Source organism: Marinobacter azerbaijanicus (assembly GCF_030250645.1).
Lineage (GTDB): Bacteria > Pseudomonadota > Gammaproteobacteria > Pseudomonadales > Oleiphilaceae > Marinobacter > Marinobacter azerbaijanicus.
This window is the reverse complement of the sequence record NZ_JASSVS010000002.1, coordinates 191,927-209,862: the sequence shown is the minus strand read 5'-3', so window position 1 is coordinate 209,862 and position 17,936 is coordinate 191,927. Positions and strand designations below refer to the sequence as shown.

Annotated in this window: 15 protein-coding genes and 1 tRNA gene; 13 read left to right on the top strand and 3 right to left on the bottom strand. The window is 56.6% G+C overall.

Going from position 1 to position 17,936, the window contains the following annotated elements:
• Positions 1-73: 73 nt before the first annotated feature.
• Together recA and QPM17_RS04420 are read left to right on the top strand one after the other, a co-directional pair.
• On the top strand, positions 74-1,129 hold the full coding sequence (recA, locus tag QPM17_RS04425; RefSeq protein ID WP_285389109.1) for a recombinase RecA: 1,056 nt from the start codon (positions 74-76) through the stop codon (positions 1,127-1,129).
• Positions 1,130-1,164: 35 nt separating this feature from the next.
• The gene (locus tag QPM17_RS04420) at positions 1,165-1,635 is read left to right on the top strand and encodes a flavodoxin family protein (protein WP_285389107.1); all 471 of its coding nucleotides are present in this window, start codon (positions 1,165-1,167) and stop codon (positions 1,633-1,635) included.
• 24 nt (positions 1,636-1,659) lie between these two features.
• Here the strand turns inward: QPM17_RS04420 and QPM17_RS04415 are convergent, their stop codons facing one another.
• Positions 1,660-2,037, bottom strand: coding sequence for a PilZ domain-containing protein (locus tag QPM17_RS04415; protein ID WP_285389105.1), 378 nt, complete (start codon positions 2,035-2,037; stop codon positions 1,660-1,662).
• Positions 2,038-2,664: 627 nt separating this feature from the next.
• Between QPM17_RS04415 and QPM17_RS04410 the strand changes: the two genes are divergently transcribed.
• Genes QPM17_RS04410 through QPM17_RS04400 form a run of 3 tightly spaced genes read left to right on the top strand, consistent with a single transcriptional unit; the run spans position 2,665 to position 7,369 of the window.
• Positions 2,665-5,073, top strand: coding sequence for a Lon protease family protein (locus tag QPM17_RS04410; protein ID WP_285389104.1), 2,409 nt, complete (start codon positions 2,665-2,667; stop codon positions 5,071-5,073).
• A 37-nt stretch (positions 5,074-5,110) separates the two neighbouring features.
• Entirely contained in the window at positions 5,111-5,737 is a 627-nt protein-coding gene (gene fixJ / locus QPM17_RS04405; protein WP_285389102.1) for a response regulator FixJ, read from the top strand.
• A 45-nt stretch (positions 5,738-5,782) separates the two neighbouring features.
• The gene (locus tag QPM17_RS04400; RefSeq protein WP_285389100.1) at positions 5,783-7,369 is read left to right on the top strand and encodes an ATP-binding response regulator; all 1,587 of its coding nucleotides are present in this window, start codon (positions 5,783-5,785) and stop codon (positions 7,367-7,369) included.
• 8 nt (positions 7,370-7,377) lie between these two features.
• Here the strand turns inward: QPM17_RS04400 and QPM17_RS04395 are convergent, their stop codons facing one another.
• The gene (locus QPM17_RS04395; RefSeq protein ID WP_285389097.1) at positions 7,378-8,253 is read right to left on the bottom strand and encodes a MaoC family dehydratase; all 876 of its coding nucleotides are present in this window, start codon (positions 8,251-8,253) and stop codon (positions 7,378-7,380) included.
• Between the two features lie 169 nt (positions 8,254-8,422).
• Between QPM17_RS04395 and QPM17_RS04390 the strand changes: the two genes are divergently transcribed.
• A complete protein-coding gene (locus QPM17_RS04390) occupies positions 8,423-9,454 on the top strand; it encodes an AraC family transcriptional regulator (RefSeq protein ID WP_285389094.1) in 1,032 nt (343 codons plus the stop codon).
• A gap of 126 nt (positions 9,455-9,580) precedes the next feature.
• Positions 9,581-9,657 (top strand) — tRNA-Asp (locus QPM17_RS04385).
• A gap of 189 nt (positions 9,658-9,846) precedes the next feature.
• Here QPM17_RS04385 and QPM17_RS04380 read toward each other — a convergent pair.
• Entirely contained in the window at positions 9,847-10,920 is a 1,074-nt protein-coding gene (locus QPM17_RS04380; protein ID WP_285389093.1) for an AraC family transcriptional regulator, read from the bottom strand.
• 132 nt (positions 10,921-11,052) lie between these two features.
• Here QPM17_RS04380 and QPM17_RS04375 point away from each other — a divergent pair, with 132 nt between their 5' ends.
• From QPM17_RS04375 to QPM17_RS04350, 6 genes are all read left to right on the top strand, one after another.
• Entirely contained in the window at positions 11,053-13,119 is a 2,067-nt protein-coding gene (locus QPM17_RS04375; RefSeq protein ID WP_285389090.1) for an NADPH-dependent 2,4-dienoyl-CoA reductase, read from the top strand.
• 224 nt (positions 13,120-13,343) lie between these two features.
• Entirely contained in the window at positions 13,344-14,594 is a 1,251-nt protein-coding gene (locus QPM17_RS04370; RefSeq protein WP_285389089.1) for a DNA repair protein, read from the top strand.
• Positions 14,595-14,725: 131 nt separating this feature from the next.
• Positions 14,726-15,610, top strand: coding sequence for an NAD(+) kinase (locus QPM17_RS04365; protein WP_285389086.1), 885 nt, complete (start codon positions 14,726-14,728; stop codon positions 15,608-15,610).
• A gap of 4 nt (positions 15,611-15,614) precedes the next feature.
• Positions 15,615-16,628 carry a metallophosphoesterase gene (locus QPM17_RS04360; RefSeq protein WP_285389084.1) on the top strand — a complete coding sequence of 338 codons (1,014 nt, stop codon included), beginning with the start codon at positions 15,615-15,617 and terminating at the stop codon, positions 16,626-16,628.
• A gap of 3 nt (positions 16,629-16,631) precedes the next feature.
• Positions 16,632-17,507: a rhomboid family intramembrane serine protease gene (locus QPM17_RS04355; protein ID WP_285389081.1), complete on the top strand. Its 876-nt coding sequence runs from the start codon at positions 16,632-16,634 to the stop codon at positions 17,505-17,507.
• Positions 17,508-17,633: 126 nt separating this feature from the next.
• On the top strand, positions 17,634-17,933 hold the full coding sequence (locus tag QPM17_RS04350) for a YeaC family protein (RefSeq protein ID WP_285389080.1): 300 nt from the start codon (positions 17,634-17,636) through the stop codon (positions 17,931-17,933).
• The last annotated feature ends 3 nt before the right edge of the window (positions 17,934-17,936 follow it).

Below are 17,936 nucleotides of genomic sequence, written 5' to 3'. Positions count from 1 at the left end.
GCTCCCGGGTTCTTGATTTTGGCCGCCGGGTTCCCGTCCCGATAACGGCATTGGCGACAGAGGGTTTGCAACGATGGATGATAAACGCAACAAAGCACTGAGCGCAGCACTCAGCCAGATTGAACGCCAGTTCGGTAAGGGCGCCGTTATGAAAATGGGCGACCAACCCCGGGAAGCCATTCCTGCGGTTTCTACCGGCTCGCTCGGTCTGGATGTGGCCCTGGGCATAGGTGGCCTGCCTTACGGCCGGGTTTGTGAGATCTATGGCCCGGAAAGCTCTGGTAAAACCACGCTGACCCTTCAGGTGATCGCCGAGGCCCAGAAGGACGGTAAAACCTGTGCCTTTATCGACGCAGAGCATGCCCTGGACCCCATCTACGCAGAAAAGCTGGGCGTGAACGTGGATGATTTGCTGGTGTCCCAGCCGGATACCGGTGAGCAGGCGCTGGAAATCGCCGATATGCTGGTGCGCTCGAATGCCGTAGACATCATTATAGTTGACTCTGTTGCAGCCCTGACCCCGAAAGCCGAAATCGAGGGCGAAATGGGTGACAGTCACGTGGGCCTCCAGGCCCGCCTGATGTCTCAGGCCCTGCGTAAACTGACCGGTAACATCAAGCACGCCAACTGTCTGCTGATCTTCATCAACCAGATCCGCATGAAAATCGGCGTTATGTTTGGCTCTCCAGAAACCACCACCGGCGGCAATGCCCTGAAATTCTACTCTTCCGTGCGCCTCGACATCCGCCGCATTGGATCGGTAAAAGACGGTGACGAGGTTGTCGGTAACGAAACACGCGTGAAAGTGGTCAAGAACAAGGTGGCTCCACCGTTCAAACAGGCCGAGTTCCAGATCATGTATGGCAAGGGCATCTACCACATGGCCGAAGTGCTCGACATGGGTGTGAAGGAAGGTTTTGTTGACAAGTCCGGTGCCTGGTACGCCTACAAGGGCGACAAGATCGGCCAGGGCAAAGCCAATGCCTGCAAGTTTCTGGAAGAGAACCTGGAGATTGCCAGGGAAATTGAAACAGCGGTACGCGACAAGTTGATGCCCAAGCCTGTTAAAAAAGAAGCGGTTGCTGCCACTGAAGAGGCAACAGCAGACGCCAATGGTGAGCTTCTCTAGACACGACTGGTTGCCTGCTTATTTTGGGAGATGGTATGGATGAGAAAAAGAGACTGCTGGTCGTTGCCCATGCCCCCTCTCCGAATACCCTCAAACTTCGGGAGGCGGTAGAGCAGGGCGCAAAAAATAAAGACATTGAGAGCGTCGAGGTGTCCGTCCTCCCGCCACTGGAGGCCGGCCCTGAAGACGTACTGGCGTGTGACGCCATTATCCTCGGCACTACTGAAAACCTGGGATACATGAGTGGCGCCCTCAAGGATTTCTTTGACCGCAGCTACTACCCCTGCCTGGAAAAAACCCAGGGTCTGCCTTTCACCTTCTATATTCGCGCCGGGCTTGACGGTACCGGCACTCATCGCGCCATAGAGTCTATTACCACTGGTCTGCGCTGGCGTCTGGTGCAGGAGCCTCTGCTTTGCCATGGCGAGTATCGGGATGAGTTCGAGGACCAGTGTCGGGAACTCGGGCTTTATATGGCGGCTGGTCTGGATGCGGGGTTGTTCTAGTCAAGGACACACTCTGGTGGCGAACTAACTGGCGTATCGGTTATAGAAGCCCTCAATGCGGGAAAGGGCGTTATCCACCGCTCGTGAATACCCCCTCTTCTCGAAGCAGTAGCTGAACTGGATGCTCACCCGAAAGCCCGCCTGGAAAGGCTGGCAGCTGACCACCTGGGCTGCCACACGGGACTCACGAATATACTTGCCGTCAAAGTCCATATAGAGTCGGGCACCGGGCTCTACGGGCCTGGGGCAAAGTACAGCCATGCCGTAGCGATTCATATCAAGGCAGGTCACGGTGGTTGAGTTTTTGCCCCCACCAAAGAAACCACGCTCCCTCAACTGAACCTTCAGGCACATGGCAGGGTAGCGGTCCTTGATTCTGCGGTCTGCGGAATCGCTCGTCATACGCTGGCATCCATTGCTTGTTTTCTATTTGTTTTCGGCCCGTTCTTCCACCGGGACGATGGAGTTTAGTTCCCGCAGTGATGACTGAAAAATGACCAAGTCAGAAACTGTGATCGGGTTATCAAAAATATGCCCCTTCCGAGTGGTGTCATCGATTCTCGATCATGGCTTGGATTTCAGGCCCGGGTGCTTACGAGCCTCCCCCGGCGATCCTCTGTTGGCGCAGCCTGTCCGTTTTTTGGATTCAACAGCTGCGGGCTACGTCTGGAGCGCTTCTTGCGCCGGTCTGGCCCCGAAAAAGCCACCTGGACACGGCGCCTGTCAGGTTGCACCCGTCGGTCCACCTGCGGTTTGTCAGGGGATGGAGACGCCTGTTGCGGTTGTGGTGTGGTGAAAGGTCTGCGTTTACGCAATGACTCCAGCACCGTTAGTGGTTGCGACTGATTCCTGTAAATATCCATTCAGTGAGTGTCCTGCCCGAAGGATGAGCCCGCAGCAATTATGCCTGATTGATCAATTTATCGACAAGTTGGGCTAAATCTTTAGTCGGAGCGCGACAGGGCGTGCCCCAGATTCTACAATGACCGGCCATAACCAAATGCTTTCATACCGTTACAGGACCGAACCTTGAAGTCACTGTCTCCGAATCAGCTTTATAAAGCCTGTGTTTTAAAAGATTTGCCGTTCAAGACCACCCGACAACTCAAACCTCTGGCGGAAATTGTAGGCCAGAATCGGGCACAGGCAGCGGTGCGTTTTGCCCTGGCTATGCCTCATGGTGGCTATAACGTGTATGCGGTCGGGCGTAACGGTCTTGGTAAACGCACCATGATGCTCCGCTATCTCGAGCACCACGTGGACACCGATAATCAGAGCCACGATTGGTGCTACGTTGCCAATTTTGAGGAACCAAGGGTGCCCAGGATGCTGCGGCTGCCGGCGGGCAAAGGGAACGAGCTGAAGCAGGACATGGAAAAGCTGATGGGGCGTCTGATGAAGATGATTCCCCAGACTTTTGATAGCGACAGCTTTCTGGAGCGTGCCGAGCAGCTCAAGAATGAATACGCCAAGAAGCAGGAAGAGGAGCTTGAAAAGGTTGCCGCCCAGGCAAAGCGGAAAAAAGTCAGTCTCAACATCACCACTCCCGGCGGCTATCGCCTGGTGGCCATGAATGGAGAAGAGGCCCATACCGCCGAATCCTTCCAGGCCCTGACAGAGGAAGAGAGGGAGAAGTTCGAAAGCGATATCAACAAGCTTGAGAAGAAGCTGAGACACGCGCTGCGCAAGGTGGCGGACTGGGAGCAGGAATACGCCGAGAGCCAGCAGGCACTCAACGAGGAGACCCTGGAGAGTATCTCGGGCCACCAGATTGACGAGCTGGTGGAAAAATACCGGGACCAGCCGGATGTGGTGGCCTATTTCGAGGCCGTCCGCAAGGATCTGTCAGAGAGTCTGGAAATTTTCCTTGAAGACAATGAAGAGCAGGCGGCCATTGCCTATGCCTCTCTGGATAAGAAAATGCCTCGGCGCTATCTGGTTAATGTACTGGTCCACCAGAAGAATGATGAGGTGCCGGTTGTGGTGGAGGATAATCCCACCTACCACAATCTGTTTGGTTACGTGGAGAGTGTGACCTTCAAGGGTACTGTGTTTACCGACTTTTCCCTTATTCGCCCTGGCAGTCTTCATCGCGCCAATGGTGGCTATCTGTTGATGGATGCCATCAAGGTCCTGGAGCAGCCGTTCGTCTGGGACGGCATCAAGCGCGCCTTGCGGTCCAAGTCCATCCAGATCAACTCTCTGGAACGTGAGCTGACCCTCTCAGGCACTATCTCGCTGGAGCCTGAGGCAATCCCACTGGACGTGAAAATCGTGCTGTTCGGCGACCGGGAAACCTGGATGCTGCTGCAGGACTATGATCCCGAGTTCGCCGAGCTGTTCCGGGTGACGGCGGATTTCGAGAATGAAATGATGCGTACTGATGAAAGCCAGTTGCTGTATGCAAAGTTTATCGCCAGCCTGGTGGACGAAAAGAAACTGCTCCACTGTAGCAACAAGGCGGTTGCCCGCATTATCGAACACAGTGCGCGCATGGCCGAGCATCAGGATCGCCTTTCGCTCCACGCGGCTGACATCGCCAACCTGTTGCGCGAGTCGGATTACTGGGCCCGACAGGCAGGTGCCCGGTTGATCCAGAATTCCCATGTGGACCAGGCGCTGGAAAGCGCCCGTTATCGCAGCAGCCGGATTCGCGATCAGTTCTACGATTCCATTCGGGACGGATCAACGCTGGTGTCCACCACCGGTACCTGTGTGGGGCAGGTAAACGCATTGTCTGTACTGTCGACTGGCGGGTTTGAGTTTGGTTTGTCGAACCGGATCACTGCCACCTGCTATTATGGTGATGGCGGTGTGATGGATATCGAGCGGGACGTCAAACTGGGCGGTAATATCCATTCCAAGGGTGTGATGATTCTCAGTTCCTGGCTTTCCGCCCGTTTTGCCGTCAATGATCCCATGCACCTGTCGGCCAGCCTGACGTTTGAGCAGAACTATGGCGAAGTAGATGGCGACAGTGCCTCCCTGGCTGAGATGTGCGCACTGGTCTCCGCGCTCTCGGGACTGCCTGTGCGACAGGATCTGGCAATTACCGGGTCAGTCAATCAGTTTGGCGAGGTCCAGCCGATCGGCGGCGTTAACGAGAAGGTTGAGGGCTTTTACAGCACCTGCAAACTGACAGGGGGGCTGACCGGATCCCAGGGCGTGATCGTCCCTGCAAACAATGTGCAGAATCTGATGCTGGAGCGGGAGGTTCTGCAGTCGGTTCGCGAGGGCGAATTCTGCGTTCACGCGGTGACCCGTGCAGAGGAAGCCATTACCCTTCTGCTGGGCAAACCTGCGGGCAAGGCAGACAGAAAAGGCAGGTATCCCAAACAGACCGTTTTTGGCATTATCCAGCAACGTCTTGAGAAAATGCGTGAGCATGAGCGTCAGGAGCATGCCCGGGACGATCACAAAGACCCGTCGATTCACTGAGCCCCAATGGCTGTAATTGAAAGGAGAGACAAGGCACATGACTGATACCCAGCAAACGGTGTACGTGGTTGAGGATGACGAGGCGGTTCGTGACTCACTGGAACTGCTGCTGAAGTCCGATGGCAAACCGGTCAAGACCTACGAAAATGCCAACGCGTTTCTGAAGGACTATTCCGAAAAAATGGCAGGCTGCATCGTGCTGGATATCCGTATGCCCGGGATGGACGGCATGGAGCTTCAGAAAAAGCTCAACGAAAAGCATTCCATTCTCCCGATCATCTTTGTGACCGGACACGGCGATGTTCCCATGGCAGTCGACGCCATGAAAGAGGGGGCCGTGGACTTTATCCAGAAGCCCTATCGGGAAGAGGCCCTGCTGCAGAAAATAGAAGCTGCGTTGCAGCAGGACAGGGAGCAGCGCAAAACCCTCGGTGAGAAGCAGGAAATCCTGCGCCGCGTGAAGAGCCTGACCCCCCGGGAACACGAGATTATGGACCGGATGATTGCAGGACAGGCAAACAAGGTCATTGCCATTGAGCTTGAAATCAGCCAGCGTACCGTGGAAATTCACCGGTCGCGTGTCATGCACAAAATGGGCACCCATTCACTGGCACACCTGGTCCGCATGGTTCTGTCCGTAAAGGACCTTATCGACGCACGCTGATTTGGCCGGCATTATGCATCAACCATCGTAACCGGCCGTATTTTTATGACAGATGCTGTCCTGGAGACAACAGACGTAACGGTTTTGCTTGTCGACGACAACCCGCAGAACCTGAAGGTTCTCTATGAAACCCTGAAGGACAAGGGTTATCGCCTGTTGATTGCCAACGATGGTGAAAAAGCACTGGATCTTGCCCACCGTCACCAGCCTGAAGTTATCCTGTTGGATATCATGATGCCGGATCTGGATGGCTATCAGGTATGTGAACGACTCAAGGCGGATCCGTCCACCTCAGACAGTGCCGTCGTGTTCCTGTCGGCTCTCGACGACCTCCAGGCGAAAGTTCGTGGTTTTGCCCTCGGTGGCGCCGACTATATCTCCAAGCCTTTCCAGGCCCAGGAAGTGATTGCCAGGGTAAAGACCCATGCCCGGGTAATTCGGCTGGAGCGTGAGCTGCAGGCCCGTAACCGCCAGCTTGAAAACGACCAGGCCCGCATACTGAACTCCATCAGCGAGGGCATCTATGGACTTGATGCCACGGGTGTGATCGTATTTGCCAATCCGGCTGCCGCGCTGATCATGCGCAGTTCCACCGAGGAACTGATCGGCCGGAATTTCTTTGATCTGCATTTCCGCACTGCTGGCCAGGGGTGCGAGCTGCTTCCTGTTTATGCAACCTGCACTCAGGGTGTTGCGGAAAATCAGCGGGACATTGAAATGCTGCGAGCGGATGGCACTGCATTCCCGGTAGAGTACCGTTCCACCCCCAAGCTCGATGGCGATGAACTGCACGGTGCCGTGGTTGTTTTTCGCGACATTACCACCGAGCTTGAGAGTGAGCGGGCGCTGGAGAATGCCCGGCAAGTGGTTCAGGAGCAGCGGGATCAGATTGCCCACTTCTCCCGTCTGACCACCATGGGCGAGATGGCCGCGGGTGTGGCACATGAAGTCAATCAGCCGCTGACAGCCATCACCAACTATGCCCGCGTTGCCAAGCGCATACTGGCAAAGGAAGAACCAGACCACCAGCTGCTTGAAGAGACACTGGAGAAGATTGAAGCCCAGTCACACCGCGCCAGTGAAGTGATTCGCAGGATTCGCCGGTTCATGAAAAAACCGGCAGCCGGAAAAGATGTGTTGTCTCTTTCTGCGTTGCTGGAAGATACCCGCCAGTTTGCAGAGGTGGATATACGAAACAATGAGGGCGGTGTTGAAATCTCCGTAGCTGAGGATGTGCCCGAGGTGCTGGCAGATCCCATTCAGGTCCAGCAGGTGGCGCTGAATCTGATTCGAAATGCCCTGGAATCGACCCGCAGTGCCGGATCGCAGGCGCCTGTTGAAGTCACAGTTACCATGTCCGGCAGCCGCTGCGTTCGAATTGCGGTGACCGATCACGGCATTGGCCTGCCGGACGACGCGGAAGAAAAACTGTTCCTGCCGTTCTATACCACCAAGGAAGAGGGTATGGGGATCGGCCTGCCCATGTGTCGCTCCCTCATCCAGGCCCAGGGTGGGGATATCGGATTTGAACGCCCGGAGCACGGTGGTGCCTGCTTCTATTTCACGTTGCCGGTAGCAGGCGCTGACGGAAGCGCCTGTGGGCCTGATGCCGGCTCCGGAGAACCGGCCTAGTAAAAGGTTCAGCTTCCCCAGTGAATTTCGCCGCTCAGGTGCGGCGCCTCTCCTGACGCGTTCAGCAACTGGTAATCCCAGCTGGACGGTCCTTCCTGCCAGTTCAGTTGTGCCGTTCCCGGCAGAAACAGTGGTTTTTTGAAGTGGCAGGATATGGATACCGCATCCTGTCGCCAGTTGCTTTGCTGCTCCAGCAGCGCCAGCACCCGGGCCTTGCTCCACATTCCGTGGGCAATAGCGCGGGGGAAACCGAACGCTTTCGCGGTCAATGCATGCAGGTGTATCGGATTCCTGTCGCCGGAAACGGCAGCGTACTGTCGCCCGATTGATTCCGGAGCGCTGATCTCGGCTGTTTCGGCGTAGCGGGGCAGTGCCGGTGGCTTGCCGCCGGATTTTTTGTCGCTTTTATCCGGCTGCCGGAACAGGTTGGTGCTGGTTTCTTCCCAGACAAGGCGGCCTGATGTCCAGGCTTCGGTCACCAGGTCGAATTCCAGTCCCTTCGATGTATTGTTCTGGCCGTCCAGCCTCACGGTGATATCAAGGCTTTCTCCGGTGCCGATGGGACGGTGCTGGGTGATTTCGTTACGAAGGTGCACCAGGCCCAGAAGTGGCAGAGGAAAAGCCTTTTCAGTCAGCAGCTTCAGGTGTAGCGGAAACGCCAGTATATGGGGCCATGTGACGGGCACCGTTGTTTGTGTGCTGAACCCGCATACTTTCTGGTAGCGCTTGAGGTTGGCATTGGCCGTGCTGGCGCCAATCAGCCTGGCAGACAGGTCGGGGATGCGGATATCGCTGCCGGAAGGCTTATCTTTAGGCAGCAGGGCCTTGCTGTAAAGTGACCATAAGCCCGGAGGCTGGTTACGATAAATTGCAGTATCTGTCATATTCTTAACTCTCCTGGTACACCTGTGCGGCTCTGGCCTGATATGCTCTAATATACGACTTAGGTCACAGAGTCTGGCAAACCCGGCCAGTATGGGCATTGACCTGGCTTGCCGGCAAGGTGGTCCGGCCGGCCAAGGTGATCAACAAACAACTATAAAGCGGGACATTATGCAGGAATTACGCGATGCGGGTGTGATGTTGCGCCTGATTTATCAGGCCATGAAGCGCAAGGGAATTGACACCGACGCCATCTTTGCCCGGCTGGGCGTGGATGAGGATTATGTCTACACCGAACAGCTGAGAACGCCCCACAGCGCCCAGCTGTACTTCTGGCAGGTCGTGGAGGATGTCTCGGGCGATCCGGATGCCGGCCTTCATCTGGGCCAGCTGCTTCCCGTCTACAAGGGGCAGGTCCTGGAATACCTGTTTCTTAGCAGCCCCACGTTCGGAGAGGGCCTCCGGCGCGCCCAGAACTACCAGCGGCTGTTGAGTGATGCCGCCAATACCGATTTCCTGATCGAAGGCGACGAGGCTTGCATGGTGCTGGACGCCGCCTCCGAAGAAGTCAGCCGCCTGCGGCATTTCAACGAGTGTTTCGTGCAGGGACTGATCACCTTCTTCAAGTCCATCACTGAAGACAGGTTCTACCCCTCCCGGATCGAGTTTGAGCATGATCGGGAGCGCGGTGAGGACCATGTGCGGGATGTGCTGGGATGCGATGTGGTGTTTGGCGCGAAAGAGAACCGCCTTTATTTTCCTGCTTCCCTGCTATCCCACGCATCGCCCCACGCCGAGCCGGAACTGCTGGATCTGCACGAGCGGTTTGCCAGTGAGCAGGTGGCCCGCCTGGAAAAGAAAGACATTGTTGGCCAGGTGGAGCGCATCGTGGCGGAGTTGCTGGACAGCGGAGAGGTTACTCTGGATGCGGTAGCTGAGCGACTGGGTATCAAGCCGCGAACCCTGCGTACGCGACTTACTGAGGCGGAAACCAGTTTCAATCAGGTGCTGGCGGATTTTCGATATCGTCTGGCCCGCCAGCTATTGGCAACGACGGACGAGTCCATTGACGAAATCGTGTATCTGACCGGTTTCTCGGAACCCAGTACGTTTTACCGTGCGTTCAAACGCTGGTCTGGAATGACGCCCATTGAATACCGCAAAACCGCCCAGGGAAAGGATGCAATGGTTGATGCCATGTAACGGCACTGGCCTGGTCGATCTTTTTTTCATGAAAAACGTTGACATGCAGGGCGCGCTCTTTATAATGCGCCCTCGTTGTCACCGAGCAGTCACACCCTTGATTGCGCCCGAGGTGGCGACCAACGCGGAGCGGTAGTTCAGCTGGTTAGAATACCGGCCTGTCACGCCGGGGGTCGCGGGTTCGAGTCCCGTCCGCTCCGCCATTTTTTCTTCCCCTATTGCGCTTTTCTGTTGTCATCCCTGGTTCATACCGCTGTAACAATTGCATGTCATCGTTTTCCTGATTCATACACGGGAGATGAATGATGTCTGATTACGAAGAAGAACTGATGGACTGCCAGTTTGAGGATTATGATGACGATGCTGCCATGGACGACGCCACCGAGCTGTAGTCACGTTTGCGCGCCCTGATTGATGTTCCTGGCGGCCTGTTCTGTCTCATGGTGTTTTCTGTATTCCCCGGGACTGGCCTGGAACCAGCGCCGCCAGGCCTTGTGAAACGCTGACGGATTGGCGAAGCCCAAAAGCCAGGCAATCTCGGACAAGGATGTGCGTGTTTCCCGGATATACTCCACCGCCAATTCCTTGCGGGTTTCGTCCACCAGCTCCTGGAACCCGGTGTTTTCCTCTTTCAGCTGCCGTTGCAGGGTCCAGGGTGCCATGCCGAGCTTCTCTGCGATGATGGCGAGGGTAGGGGTGTCCCCCTGGAACAGGGGCGGAAGCAGGTCCTTGACCCTGTCCCCTGTAGTCCACCCGGCACGAATCCGCAGAAGTTCCTGCTGACATTCCCGTGCCAACTTCTCGAACATGGCCGGCTGGGCCTGTAACGATACGGTGTCCGCAATTCCCGGTGCCAGTCGCAGGCGATTACTGTCGGCGCCAAAAACCACAGAGCACCCAAACCACTGTTCGAACAGCTCCTCCTGGCCCTGGGAGGGGTATTCAATGGCCACCCCCTCGAGTACCTCGCTCCGGCCGGTAATAACCCGCAGGAACTGGGTCCATGCGGCGAGAACGGAATCCACCACGAAAAAGTTGAATACGTTGTAGGGCCTGATGGAGTAAAAGTGCGCTTCCCGACCACGATGGGCCGTCCAGGGCACGCCACGGCTATTGCGGCTGGTCAGCAGTGCGTAGTGCACAAGAGTGCGGATCGCCTCGCCCGCTGTGGGCGCGCATTGAGCAGCAAGGCCGGCAAGGCCTGCGTCCACTGGCCGTGACAGCTTCCCCATGGTCAGGCCGAATGCCGGATTGCCGGTCAGTGCAATGGCCGCCTGGCCCATTCGCATAAAACGCGGGATGCTGATGCGTGCCTCCGGCGCTCTGAGGGCCTGTTCATCCAGACCAAAACGGCCCAGCAGTTCCGTGGGATCTTCCCCTTCGGCCCGAATAGCTCGCGCCATGACACTAACGTACAGCACGCTGATGTCACCGAGGGGGTTCTTGTGTCTGGTGTTGGGTCGCATGATTTTCAGCATTGTCCGACAAGTAACGTCAGGATATCAGATTGTTGCCTGAGGATATTGTCTGGTGCAAGCCTGAGGGCTAACTTAGAGCCCACGTTATGGCACCGCCGGCCCAATAAGAGGAGAGAGATCATGACTGAATCAACACCGGGCGTTACGCGCTATCCCAGCCTGCTTGAACCACTGGATCTCGGGTTTACCCGCCTTCGTAACCGCACTCTGATGGGGTCCATGCATACTGGTCTGGAAGAGGCGAAGAATGGCTTCGAGCGGCTTGCAGCTTTCTATGCTGAACGTGCACGTGGCGGTGTCGGCCTGATTGTGACCGGGGGTATTTCCCCGAATGTGGAGGGAGCCGTTTTCCAGCATGCGGCCAAGATGAATACTCAGGAAGAGGCGGACAGACACAGGGTCATTACCCGGGCGGTGCATGACGCCGATGGCAAGATCTGCATGCAGATCCTCCACGCTGGCCGTTATGCCTATCATCCGGAACTGGTCGCGCCATCGGCTATACAGGCGCCCATCAACCCTCTCAAGCCAAAAGAGCTGGACGAAGCCGGGATCGAGAAGCAGATTGATGACTACGTGAACTGTGCCGCGCTGGCACAGGAAGCCGGCTACGACGGCGTGGAGATCATGGGCTCGGAAGGCTATTTCATCAACCAGTTCATCGTAGCCCACAGCAACCATCGTACCGATCAGTGGGGCGGAAGTTACGAGAACCGCATTCGCCTTCCCATCGAGATTGTTCGCCGCGTTCGGGAGCGTGTGGGTAGCGACTTTATCCTGATTTACCGCCTGTCGATGCTGGACCTGATCGAAGACGGCAGCACCTGGGAAGAAGTAGTGCAGCTGGCAAAGCAGATTGAAAAGGCCGGTGCCACCATCATCAACACCGGTATCGGCTGGCACGAGGCCCGTGTGCCGACGATTGCCACCTCCGTTCCGAGGGGGGCCTTCACCAAGGTTACGGCCCGCCTGAAAGACGAAGTCAGCATTCCTCTGGTAACCACCAACCGCATCAATATGCCGGATGTTGCCGAGAAGATCCTGGCGGAGGGTGACGCGGATATGGTCTCCATGGCCAGACCATTCCTGGCGGATTCGGATCTGGTGCGCAAAGCAGCAGAAGACCGTGCCGATGAAATCAATACCTGCATTGGCTGTAACCAGGCCTGCCTGGACCACACGTTCAGTGGCAAGCTGACCTCGTGCCTGGTGAACCCGCGTGCCTGCCATGAAACCGAGCTGGCCTATGTCAAAACGGCAGAGCCAAAAGCCATTGCGGTGGTGGGTGCCGGCCCTGCAGGCCTGGCATTTGCAACCGTGGCGGCGCAGAGAGGCCACAAGGTCACCCTGTTTGATGCCGGCAGCGAAGTGGGCGGCCAGTTCAACGTGGCCAAGCTGATTCCGGGCAAAGAAGAGTTCTATGAAACCCTGCGCTATTACCGGGTGATGCTGGACAAGCACGGGGTGGATGTTCGCCTGAATACCCGGGTGGATGTGGAGGAACTGAAAGCTGGCGGCTTCGATCACGTGGTTCTGGCCACCGGTGTCAGCCCTCGCACGCCGGAGATCGAGGGTGTGGACCATCCCAAGGTGATTGGCTACCTGGATGCCCTGCTGGGGCGTAAGCCTGTGGGGCAGAAGGTGGCGGTTATCGGTGCCGGGGGAATCGGTTTCGATGTGTCCGAATTCATCGTTCACAAGGGCACCTCGGCGGCACTGGACCCGGAACACTTCATGCGTGAGTGGGGTGTGGACCTGAGTGTCGAGCATCGTGGTGGTATCCAGGGTATGAAGCCAGAGGTGCCAGAGCCGGCCCGTGAGGTATACCTGCTGCAGCGGAAAACTTCCAAAGTAGGCAAGAACCTGGGCAAGACCACAGGCTGGATTCACCGTACTTCCCTGAAAAACCGTCAGGTTCAGATGGTGCCGGGCGTCAGCTACCGCAGGATCGACGACGAGGGTCTCCATATCACCGTGACTCCGAAAGGCGCGGAGCAGGGGGAAGACCGGGTGTTGCCGGTGGACACGATTGTCATCTGTGCTGGCCAGGAGCCGCTGCGCGAGTTGCAGGATGGTCTGGAGGCTGCAGGGATGCAGGTGCATCTGATTGGTGGTGCTGATGTGGCTGCTGAGCTGGATGCCAAGCGCGCCATTAACCAGGGCAGCCGGCTGGCCGCGGAGCTCTGATGGCAAGAACCGTGCTGCATGCCCCATGATCACAAAACGTTGCAGTTTTTCCCTGTCCGGCGGGCATTGACCCGCTAGACTATTATCCGGAAGTCTGTCAGTTTGAAACCGGTCCATGTGCAATGTGTGCAGGGCCGGTTTCTGGTGTCTGACGGTTAAAAAGGGAACGCCTGGGCGGCGTTGCTCGTGTTGCGGTCAGGTTTTCCGAAAGTAGGGAGTATGCAATGGGGTCTGCCGACCAGGTAAATGATGGTTACTCGGCGGTGTTTTTCATGGATGGCAGCAATGTGTCACGACAGATGCGCGCGTCGGAGTTCGGTGCGTTTCTGGATGGTTACGTGGGGCTGTCAGATCTGGCCGACACCGACGTCAAGGCGGTGTATGTGCTTTTGGGCACCGACCTCCTGGTGCGCTCCCTGGTGTTCTTCCGCATCTATTTTGACGAGGAGGGCCGGGCAGACAGCCACTGGAACCTTCCAATAGAGAAACTGGCGCAGAAGGGCGCCAAGGGCCCTGATATGGGGGGCGGCCCGATCCGGCTCGTCTGCCGCAGCCAGTGCCCGAAGTCTACCAATCCCGAAGAACTCTGGGACCCGGATATGACCCCGGGGAGCAATCATTTCCAGGCCATCCGCCGTGCGGTGGAAAGCAATAGTCTGAAGTTCAGGAAAGTGGAGGCTGCCCCGGAGGAAAACATACCCGTACTGGGGGATGAATCACGCTCCACCGAAGAACCCGAGGTGTCAGCCGACCGTGTGCGTCTGGCGCGGGTCATTCGTGAACAGCGCCTTCGTATCAAGACCCTGCAAAGCGTTCACAGGGATGCCCTGTCGGACATTCAGCGGGAGAACCGCCATGAGATGCAGGCGTTGCGCAACGAAATGGCGGAACTTCAGCAAAAGTTCGAGCGCCAGAAACTCAGTAACGAGCAGCTGAAAAAACGCCTGGCCGAGCGCAATGAACAGTATCTGTCGATGCAGGAGCATATCGCTGGCGGGGAGGCGCATAAGGAGCGGGAAGGCGCCACGGCCGATGCAGAGGTTGTGCTACTGCGGGAGCAGTTGGACCGCCGTCAGCGTGAACTGGAACTTCGGGATGAGAAAATCGTGGCTCTTGAGCAGGAAAATTACGACCTGCGTCATCAGACACCCACCGAGAATTCGGTTATGGACCATCTGCAAAGCCACTCGGTTTTTCTGGTGGCGTATCACCCCGGAGTGGGTCACATCACCCTGCCTTATGATGATATCGAAACCTATTTTCGTAACCCGATCGCCTACGCTGCCGAGCGCTGTGGCCTGAATGAGCCCGCCTACAGGGAGTGGCTGAAGCATTACGAGAAACCTGTCTGTCAGCACCAGGATGACGACGGAACTCCCTGTGAGGAGCCGGTCATGCGGGTCAGCCAGCCAGCCGATTTTCGGCCGGGAATCGATGACCGCTGCGAGAAGCATCAACCGCAGAGTGAAAGCTGACGCTTTATTACCCACCCCGAACGGGATCTTTTTTCAGAATCCGGCCGTATTTCGTTACTATGGTCTCCCAGACGTTTCCGGGAGACCAGTCAGACCGATCCCGGCTCACACAGATATCCACGGGAAGCTACATGGATCAATTCAGAAACATTGGCGTGATTGGCCGCATGGGCAGTGTCAAGGTGGTCGAGTCGCTGCGTCAGCTCAAACAGTACCTGACGAATAACCACTATCACGTGATCATTGAAGAAGATACCGCCAGTATGCTGCCCGGCCACGGCCTTCAGGTTGCCAGCAAGAAGCTTCTGGGTGAAATCTGTGATCTGGTGATTGTGGTTGGTGGTGACGGAAGCCTGCTTGGGGCTGCCAGGGAGCTGGCAAAATCGAAAATTCCGCTGCTGGGCGTGAATCGCGGCCGCCTGGGCTTTTTGACGGACATATCGCCCTCTGATCTGGAAGAGCGGCTGAGCAAGGTTCTCCAGGGCGAATACATTGAAGAGACACGCTTCCTGCTGGACGGGCATGTAGAACGCAATGGCCAGCCTCTTGGCTTTGGAACCGCGCTGAACGATGTTGTGCTTCACCCCGGCAAGTCCACCCGGATGATCGGTTTCGATCTGTATATTGACGGACATTTCGTATATAGCCAGCGATCAGACGGGCTTATTGTAGCCACACCGACGGGATCAACCGCCTATTCATTGTCGGCGGGCGGGCCGATCATGCATCCAAAACTCGATGCCGTGGTATTGGTGCCCATGTTCCCACACACCCTTAGCAGTCGCCCCATTGTTGTGGACGGCAAAAGCGAGATAAAACTGGTGATTGGCGAGACCAACGAAACCTATCCGCAAATCAGTTTCGACGGGCAGATGAACATTGCCTGCGCTCCCGGCGATATCATCCGGATCACCAAGAAGCCCTTCAAGATTCGTCTTATTCATCCCGCGGATCACAATTTTTACGCCACATGCCGGGACAAGCTGGGCTGGGCCAGTGAGATTGCAGCGAGTTAACAACATGGCATTACAGGCAAGATCCGCGAGCCGCGGCTACGACATTATCGGCGACATCCATGGGTGCGCCCATACTCTGGTGCGGCTTCTGGAGCAGATGGGCTACCGCAAGGTAAACGGTGTGTACGAGCACCCGCGGCGGCAGGCCATTTTTATCGGCGACATCATTGACCGGGGGCCCCGTATCCGGGAAGCCCTGCATCTGGTGCGGGACATGGTTGAGCATGGCTCTGCCCGCATTGTCATGGGTAACCATGAGTACAATGCCCTCGGTTACTGCACCCGGGCACGGCCAGGCAGTGGCAAAAAATTTCTGCGTGAGCACAATGCCCGCCACGACAGGCTTATCCGTGAAACGCTTGAGCAGTTCGAGCATTATCCCCATGAGTGGAACGAGTTTCTGGAATGGTTTTACACCATCCCGCTGTTTATTGATGAGCCGGACTTCCGTGCGGTTCATGCCTGCTGGGACGGTGAGCTGATCAATAAATTCAAGGAAAGTCAGGGTGGGGCCTGTATTGATGACGATTTTCTCCATGCCTCTGCGGCGATCGAGTCTTTTGCCGGCCAGGTAATGGATACCCTCTTGCGAGGTACGGATCTGCGGTTGCCGCCCGGAGTGAAGATTACTGGCAAGGATGGTTATGTCCGGGAGTTTTTCCGGACAAAGTTCTGGGCAGATAATCCGAAAACCTATGCGGATGTTGTGTTTCAGCCAGACCCGTTGCCGGAAGATGTCGCCCGTCGCGAGCTGACGGATGAGGAACGCAGCCAACTGATCAGCTATCCGGCCTCGGCGCCACCGGTGTTTGTTGGCCATTACTGGATGGAGGGGGAGCCGGCGCCGCTCAAGCACAATGTTGCCTGCATTGACTTCAGCGCGGTCAAGTACGGCAAGCTGGTAGCCTATCGCCTGGATGGCGAGCGCACCCTGTCCCGCGACAAGTTTGTCTGGGTGGATGTGGAGCGGCCCGAGCAGGCAGAATACCCCACCAGCGAAGACAGTGTGGCGAGGTAGCCTGTGTATCGAATCAAACAGATCGACACGACGATCAACCTGGCAGGCTTCAGCCGCTGGCTTAAAGAGCAGGGGGTGGAGCACCGTATAACAGAGGAGGACGGATATCAGGTTCTCTGGCTGGAAAATCCGGAACACACCGAACCGGTTCTTGATGCCCTTGAGCGCTTTCTGAGGGAACCGGAGATTCAGCAGGCGGTCAATACGACAGCACGGTCACCTGTATTTGTCGGTGGTCGCTGGCAGCCGTCGCCGAGTCATGCACCACTGGTGCTCGGGGTGATTGTCCTTGCCGTGTTGATGGCCTGGGTAACCGCGATGGGGAAAAATCAGCTGTCAGCGCTGCTGATGTTTGTTGACCCCCGTTTTTACGATGTCGGCACCATGGCGGAGCGCGTTCAGGCGCTGTCTTCCACTCTTGCAAGCGGGCAGGTCTGGCGCCTGCTTACCCCGGACTTTCTCCATTTCAGCTGGACCCATATCATTTTCAATTCGGTGATGCTCTGGTTCCTCGGCAGTCAGATCGAGTGGTTCGATGGTCGTGCCCGACTAATGGTGTTGTTCGTGGTGACCAGCCTGCTGTCCAACGGGTTGCAGTACATCGTGACAGGGCCGCTGTTTGGCGGATTGTCCGGTGTTGTATATGGGATTCTCGGTTATTGCTGGCTCAGCCAGCGACGGATGCCCCGGTTCCAGTTTCCCCCTGCACTGATCACCTTTGCGGTGGCCTGGATGGTGATCGGTTTTACACCTTTCACGGAAATGGTGGGGCTGGGACGAATGGCGAACGAAGCTCATCTGGGCGGCTTTGTGGCAGGGCTGGCCCTGGCAGCGGTTTTGCCGGTACCAAAAAAAGCCCCGCGAAACCGCGGGGCATGAAAAGAGCGTTTAGCTCCTGATGAGAGAGACCAAATGAACACGACCTTCGTCATTTGGTGAGATAATGATAATCATTATCGTTTAATGTTGTCAACGGGTTTGCTCAATTTTTTGCTGGAGAATGAAATGACTTACGAAGAGCTGATCAGGCGGCTGGATCCAGCGGTTTACCAGAACCTCAAACGTGCCCTGGAACTGGGTAAATGGCCGGATGGCCGCAAACTGAGCGATGAGCAGCGTTCAATCTGCATGGAGGCGGTCATTTACTACGAAGACCACCACCAGATCCCCATGGAAGAACGAGTGGGCTATCTCGACCGCGGTAAAAAAGCCGGGACTGCATGTGATCCCAGCGTGGCCCGTACGTCGGGGAGCGCGGCAAACGGACAGGCGAACTCTGACCAGTACTTTGAGGTGAAGTCTTGACCG

Excerpts from the sequence above, each read along its gene's own strand:
- recA (WP_285389109.1), top strand. The coding sequence starts at position 74 with ATGGATGATAAACGCAACAAAGCACTGAGCGCAGCACTCAGCCAGATT.
- QPM17_RS04420 (WP_285389107.1), top strand. The coding sequence starts at position 1,165 with ATGGATGAGAAAAAGAGACTGCTGGTCGTTGCCCATGCCCCCTCTCCG.
- QPM17_RS04415 (WP_285389105.1), bottom strand. The coding sequence starts at position 2,037 with ATGACGAGCGATTCCGCAGACCGCAGAATCAAGGACCGCTACCCTGCC.
- fixJ (WP_285389102.1), top strand. The coding sequence starts at position 5,111 with ATGACTGATACCCAGCAAACGGTGTACGTGGTTGAGGATGACGAGGCG.
- QPM17_RS04400 (WP_285389100.1), top strand. The coding sequence starts at position 5,783 with ATGACAGATGCTGTCCTGGAGACAACAGACGTAACGGTTTTGCTTGTC.
- QPM17_RS04395 (WP_285389097.1), bottom strand. The coding sequence starts at position 8,253 with ATGACAGATACTGCAATTTATCGTAACCAGCCTCCGGGCTTATGGTCA.
- QPM17_RS04390 (WP_285389094.1), top strand. The coding sequence starts at position 8,423 with ATGCAGGAATTACGCGATGCGGGTGTGATGTTGCGCCTGATTTATCAG.
- QPM17_RS04380 (WP_285389093.1), bottom strand. The coding sequence starts at position 10,920 with ATGCGACCCAACACCAGACACAAGAACCCCCTCGGTGACATCAGCGTG.
- QPM17_RS04375 (WP_285389090.1), top strand. The coding sequence starts at position 11,053 with ATGACTGAATCAACACCGGGCGTTACGCGCTATCCCAGCCTGCTTGAA.
- QPM17_RS04370 (WP_285389089.1), top strand. The coding sequence starts at position 13,344 with ATGGGGTCTGCCGACCAGGTAAATGATGGTTACTCGGCGGTGTTTTTC.
- QPM17_RS04365 (WP_285389086.1), top strand. The coding sequence starts at position 14,726 with ATGGATCAATTCAGAAACATTGGCGTGATTGGCCGCATGGGCAGTGTC.
- QPM17_RS04360 (WP_285389084.1), top strand. The coding sequence starts at position 15,615 with ATGGCATTACAGGCAAGATCCGCGAGCCGCGGCTACGACATTATCGGC.
- QPM17_RS04350 (WP_285389080.1), top strand. The coding sequence starts at position 17,634 with ATGACTTACGAAGAGCTGATCAGGCGGCTGGATCCAGCGGTTTACCAG.